Origin of the sequence: Collimonas fungivorans (assembly GCF_028292705.1) — a bacterium.
Classification (GTDB): domain Bacteria; phylum Pseudomonadota; class Gammaproteobacteria; order Burkholderiales; family Burkholderiaceae_D; genus Collimonas; species Collimonas fungivorans_B.
This window is the reverse complement of the sequence record NZ_JAQGLV010000413.1, coordinates 1-5,031: the sequence shown is the minus strand read 5'-3', so window position 1 is coordinate 5,031 and position 5,031 is coordinate 1. Positions and strand designations below refer to the sequence as shown.

The following is a 5,031-nucleotide window of genomic DNA, read 5'->3' as shown; positions in this document are numbered from 1 at the left end:
CCACGAAGTTTTCCAGCTCATTTGCCGCCAGGTCGGATACCGTCCAGTAGTTCATGCCGTCCCAGGTCCAGCGCACCAGGTGGTAGCCTTGATGATTTTGCAACTGCGGCGCCGCGTCGCGTTCGCTGCTCGGCCAGATGTATAAATTGATGGGATGCCTGGCGCGCCGATAAACCAGCGCGGCCACCGGCCGGCCGCCAAGATAGTCGAGGCGGCCGCCGACCAGCGGGAAACCTTGCGGCGCCAGGTCGACCACCGGCGGAGAAAAATCCAGCTTGCCGTTGAACCAGGGTTTTACCGTGTGCTGGTCGCTTGAAACCACATCCGACAGGTGATCGACCTGCAGCGAACGCACATGGCTGGCGACTACCTCGTCAGTCAGCCGCTCCTGGTCCGACGGCAGGTTGAGATACAAACCCAGGCTCCAGACCAGCGCCAGCCCCGCCGCCAGGGCGCCGCCCAGGCTGATCCAGCTGAAACGCCTGGAACCGGCGCGCGCCGGCTCCGGCGGCAAGGCGCTGCTGATGCGATGCGCCAGGTGCGGCGGAGCATCGAAATACACTGCCTCCTTCTTGAAGCGGGCGCTGACGATGCGCTGCGCTGCATACTCGCGCTGGCAATCGGCGCAGCTGTCAAGATGGCGCTGCACCTCCTGCGCTTCGACTATGCCGAGCTCCTGGTCTGCAAAAGCCGGCAACAGCTCCAGTGTTTCCTGATGATCCATCATGCCTCCTGCCTGGCCGGTGCAAGGATTGCCGCCAGCAATTTACGGCCGCGCCCCAAGCGCGACATCACGGTACCGATGGGAATGCCGACGATGGCGGCAATCTGCTTGTAGGACAGTTCTTCCAGTTCACGCATCACCATCACCTCGCGAAACTCCAGGGGCAAGGCGTGCAGCGCCTGCTGCAGCTGGCGCTCGCTGTCTTTCTGCATCAGCAGCGTCTCCGGATTGTTGTCGGCGAATGCCATGCCGGCCACGTCGACGGCGCTGAAATCATGCATGCCCTCGTCGAACGCCGTCTCCTGCCGCTGCTTCTGCTGCTCCTGGTACCAGGTGTAGAAAGTGTTGCGCACGATCGTCAGCAGCCAGGCGCGGCTGTCGTCGCCGTGAAAACCGTCGAAGAACTTGAAGGCGCGCAGGTAAGCCTCCTGCACCACGTCCTCCGCATCCTGGCGGCTGCGCGTGAGCCAGCACGCCAGGTTGAACGCAGAGTTCAAGTGCGGCATTACGTTGGTTTGGAATCGCTGTTTTTTGGTCGGAACTATCATTCACGCGTTTCCAGGGTTCATGAGATACAAGACCGCTGATGCGAAGAATTTATTCCCGAAAAAAAGTGATTTATGCGGGAATAAATCACAGGGTACACCGGTATAGGGTTTTGTCGATCAAGTGATCGCAATAACCACGGTAACCACGGGAGATATCATGGACCATGCCATCAAACGGCGCAGTTTCCTCAAGCTGGCCGGACTGGGCGGCGCTATCTACGTTTCCGGCCTGAGCGGCTGGGCCAGCGCCGCCGCCAAAGCAGGCAGCGCCTACCAGGACTTCTTTTTCGTCCAGCTGTCCGACACCCACTGGGGTTTCGAAGGAGCGCCCAATCCGGACGCCCACGGCACGCTGCAGAAAGCGGTCAAGGCCGTCAACAGCCTTGAGCAGCAGCCGGATTTCATCGTCTTCACCGGCGACCTGACGCACACCACCGACGATCCGCAGGAACGCCGCAAGAGGCTGCGCGAATTCAAGGAGATCGTCGCCGACCTCAAGGTCAAGGATGTCCGTTTCATGCCGGGCGAACACGATGCGTCGCTCGACAACGGCGCCGCCTACCAGGAATTTTTCGGCAAGACCCACTACAGCTTCGAGCATAAAGGCGTGCATTTCATCGTGCTCGACAATGTCTCCGACCCGGCCGGCAGCATAGGCGAGGCGCAACTGGCATGGCTCGCCGCCGAGCTGCAGCCGTTGCCGGCCGACGCCAACATCGTGGTGTTCACGCACCGCCCCCTGTTCGACCTGTATCCGCAATGGGACTGGGCCACCCGCGACGGCGCCAAGGCGGTGGAACTGCTGATGCCGCATGCCAACGTGACCGTGTTTTACGGCCATATCCACCAGGAACACCACCACATGACTGGCCACATCGCGCATCACGCTGCCAAATCGCTGATCTTCCCGCTGCCGGCGCCCGGTTCGCAGCCGAAACGCACGCCGCTGGCCTGGGACGATGCGTATCCCTACCGCGGCCTCGGCTATCGCGAAATCGACGCGGAAGCCGCGCCAAAGACGGATTTCAAGATCGTTGAATTGCCGGTGCAGAAAGGATGACCATGGCTATCAACCATAAACGGCGCCTGCTGTTGGCCGGAGCAGGCGCAACCGGCCTGGCGATTTCTGCCGCTGCAGTGATCGCCCAGACCCAGGAGCGCGTCATCAAGGTGGTGGCAAAAAAATTCGATTTCACGCCGGGCGAAATCCGCCTGAAAAAGAACCAGCCGGTGACGCTGGAATTCACCACGCTGGACGTGGTGATGGGATTCGCCCTGTCCGACTTTGGCGTGCGTGCCGACATCCTGCCGGGGACTACCGCACGGATCCGCTTCACGCCCGACAAGACCGGGCAGTTCCCTTTCCATTGCGATATATTTTGCGGCTCCGGCCACGAAAGCATGACCGGCACGGTGATCGTCACCTGAACCGGGGCAGCAGGAAGCAAGGATTCAAGGATGGAATTTCTCGTGTCTTTCGAGCATCAGAGTGAAATCCTGAATCCGTTTGGCACGCGTCTCTGCTTTCTTGGCGGTCTGGATCCTGAACAGTAGCGCGTATCGATTGCCGCTATTAAGGGTAGTAAAAAACGCCAGCGCCTGCGGACTGGCGTCCAGCGCCGCCTGGAAATCGGCCGGCACGGTCGACTTGCTGGCCGAGTCGTAGGCAGCATCCCAGCGCCCATCGCTTTGGGCGCGCTCGACTTCCTTGAGTCCGGCCGGCGCCATCCGGCCGCTCTCGATCAGCAGCAAGGCCTTGTCGCGGTTGATCTTGGACCAGATGCTCCTGGCTGAACGCGGCGTGAATTTCTGCACCCAGTAATCTGCATCTTCAGCCCTTTTCAAGCCATCGATCCAGCCGTAGCACAACGCCGACTCCAACGCCTCCTGGTAGGAAACAGAGACCTGTTCAGAATTTTTCTTCGCCAGCCGCAGCCAGATGCCGGGCGATTTTCCATGGTTCTTTTTCAACCATGCGGTCCAGTCCTTTTGCTGGCCGAAAAGTTCTGTCGGTAACTCCACAACCTTGCTGCGATCCGGATTCATCTGCTCTTCCTGCGTTGATGGAAGTTGCATTTTATTACTATTTTCCTATTCGACAGGCCGATGTCAGCCTTGGGGAAATATATATCGTATTGTGATATATTTGCGGTCTCAAGAATTCCGCCACCCCGAAGAAGAAGCCGCAAGATGCCATCCCACACACTCTCAAAGCAAGACTTCGAAGCGCTGTCGACATTCCGCTACCAGCTCCGCAAATTCCTGCGCTTCAGCGAAGAAGCGGCCCAGGGCGAAGGCGTCACTCCCCAGCAGTACCTGCTGCTGCTGCATGTGAAAGGCACTCCCGGCCGCGACTGGGCCAGCGTCGGCGAGCTGGCTGAGCGTCTGCAGTCGCAACACCACAGCGTGGTGGCGCTGGTGTCGCGCTGCGAAAAACTCAAGCTGGTGCAGCGCCGCAACAGCGAGGTCGACCGCCGCCAGGTCAACATCCACCTGCTGCCGGCCGGCGAACGCTGCCTCGCCAAGCTAGCCGAATTGCACCATGCCGAGCTGAACACCCTGGCCGACATCTTCCGCGTACCGACCATCAACACCTGAGAACTCCACCATGTCCTCGAAGCAGCACTTCCACAAACGCGATTTTGCAGCCGACACGCGGCTGCTCAGGATTTCCCTGATCGCAGTGCTCATCGGCGGCTTCGGCACACTGGCGGCATACGCCTTGCTGAAGCTGATCCGGCTGTTCACCAACCTGTTCTTCTACCAGACGCTGTCTTTCGCTTCCCGCTCGCCCGCCGACCACCATCTCGGCGCCTGGGTGATCGTGCTGCCGGTCGTCGGCGGACTGATCGTCGGCCTGATCGCGCGCTTCGGTTCGGAAAAAATCCGCGGCCACGGGATTCCGGAGGCGATCGAAGCTATCCTTTTCGGCAAAAGCAAGATGTCGGCAAAGGTGGCCATCCTCAAGCCGCTGTCGTCCGGTATCGTGATCGGCAGCGGCGGCCCGTTTGGCGCCGAAGGCCCGATCATTATGACCGGCGGCGCCATCGGTTCGCTGATCGCCCAGCATTTCCACCTGACCGCGGCCGAGCGCAAGACCTTGCTGGTGGCCGGCGCCACGGCCGGCATGACCGCGGTGTTCGGTACGCCGGTTGCAGCGGTGCTGCTGGCGGTGGAACTGCTGCTGTTCGAATTGCGGCCGCGCAGCCTGCTGCCGGTGATCGTCGCCTGCGCGGTAGCCGGATTCACCCGGCCGCTGCTGCTGGACGCCGGCCCGCTGTTTCCCTTGCAGACGCCGGAAATCGGCCTCAGCGCCCTATTCTCCTGCGTCGTCGCCGGCATCCTCGGCGGCGCGTTGTCGGCGCTGATGTCGACCGCCTTGTACCGGGTCGAAGACTTGTTCGGCAAACTGCCGCTGCACTGGATGTGGTGGCCGGCGCTGGGCGGCATCGCGGTCGGCATTGGCGGCTATTTCGAACCGCGGGCGCTGGGCGTCGGCTACGATGTGATCGGCGACCTGCTCAACGGCAACCTGGCCTTGCAGCTGGCGCTGAGCCTGCTGCTGGTGAAAGCCGTGATCTGGGTGATTGCGCTCGGCTCCGGCACTTCCGGCGGCGTGCTGGCGCCGCTGCTGATCATCGGCGCCGGCCTCGGCACCGTGCTGGCGCCATGGCTGCCGGGCGGCGATGCGCATTTGTGGCCGCTGGTGTGCATGGCCGCGGTGCTGGCCGGCGTGCTGGGCGCGCCGCTCACCGCCGC

General features: G+C 61.7%; 7 protein-coding genes. 4 read left to right on the top strand and 3 right to left on the bottom strand.

The annotated features are described in order from the left end of the window. Together JWQ61_RS21905 and JWQ61_RS21900 are read right to left on the bottom strand one after the other, a co-directional pair. On the bottom strand, nucleotides 1-727 hold a 727-nt coding region (locus JWQ61_RS21905; protein ID WP_304362384.1), incomplete at its 3' end, for an anti-sigma factor. Further along, a complete protein-coding gene (locus JWQ61_RS21900; RefSeq protein WP_304362386.1) occupies nucleotides 724-1,230 on the bottom strand; it encodes a sigma-70 family RNA polymerase sigma factor in 507 nt (168 codons plus the stop codon). The genes JWQ61_RS21905 and JWQ61_RS21900, both read right to left, overlap by 4 nt. Nucleotides 1,231-1,429: 199 nt before the next feature. Here JWQ61_RS21900 and JWQ61_RS21895 point away from each other — a divergent pair, with 199 nt between their 5' ends. After that, nucleotides 1,430-2,332: a metallophosphoesterase gene (locus tag JWQ61_RS21895; RefSeq protein WP_304362383.1), complete on the top strand. Its 903-nt coding sequence runs from the start codon at nucleotides 1,430-1,432 to the stop codon at nucleotides 2,330-2,332. Then, complete coding sequence (locus tag JWQ61_RS21890; RefSeq protein WP_304362382.1) at nucleotides 2,329-2,700, top strand: cupredoxin domain-containing protein; 372 nt, start codon at nucleotides 2,329-2,331, stop codon at nucleotides 2,698-2,700. The genes JWQ61_RS21895 and JWQ61_RS21890 overlap by 4 nt, the downstream gene beginning before the upstream one ends. Before the next feature lie 24 nt (nucleotides 2,701-2,724). Here JWQ61_RS21890 and JWQ61_RS21885 read toward each other — a convergent pair whose 3' ends face one another. Next, nucleotides 2,725-3,318 carry a YdeI family protein gene (locus JWQ61_RS21885; RefSeq protein ID WP_304362385.1) on the bottom strand — a complete coding sequence of 198 codons (594 nt, stop codon included), beginning with the start codon at nucleotides 3,316-3,318 and terminating at the stop codon, nucleotides 2,725-2,727. Nucleotides 3,319-3,462: 144 nt separating this feature from the next. Here JWQ61_RS21885 and JWQ61_RS21880 point away from each other — a divergent pair, with 144 nt between their 5' ends. Both JWQ61_RS21880 and JWQ61_RS21875 read left to right on the top strand, forming a co-directional pair. Further along, nucleotides 3,463-3,870 carry a MarR family winged helix-turn-helix transcriptional regulator gene (locus tag JWQ61_RS21880; RefSeq protein ID WP_304362381.1) on the top strand — a complete coding sequence of 136 codons (408 nt, stop codon included), beginning with the start codon at nucleotides 3,463-3,465 and terminating at the stop codon, nucleotides 3,868-3,870. A 10-nt stretch (nucleotides 3,871-3,880) separates the two neighbouring features. Beyond that, a partial coding sequence (locus JWQ61_RS21875) for a chloride channel protein (RefSeq protein ID WP_304362380.1) occupies nucleotides 3,881-5,031 on the top strand: 1,151 nt, incomplete at its 3' end.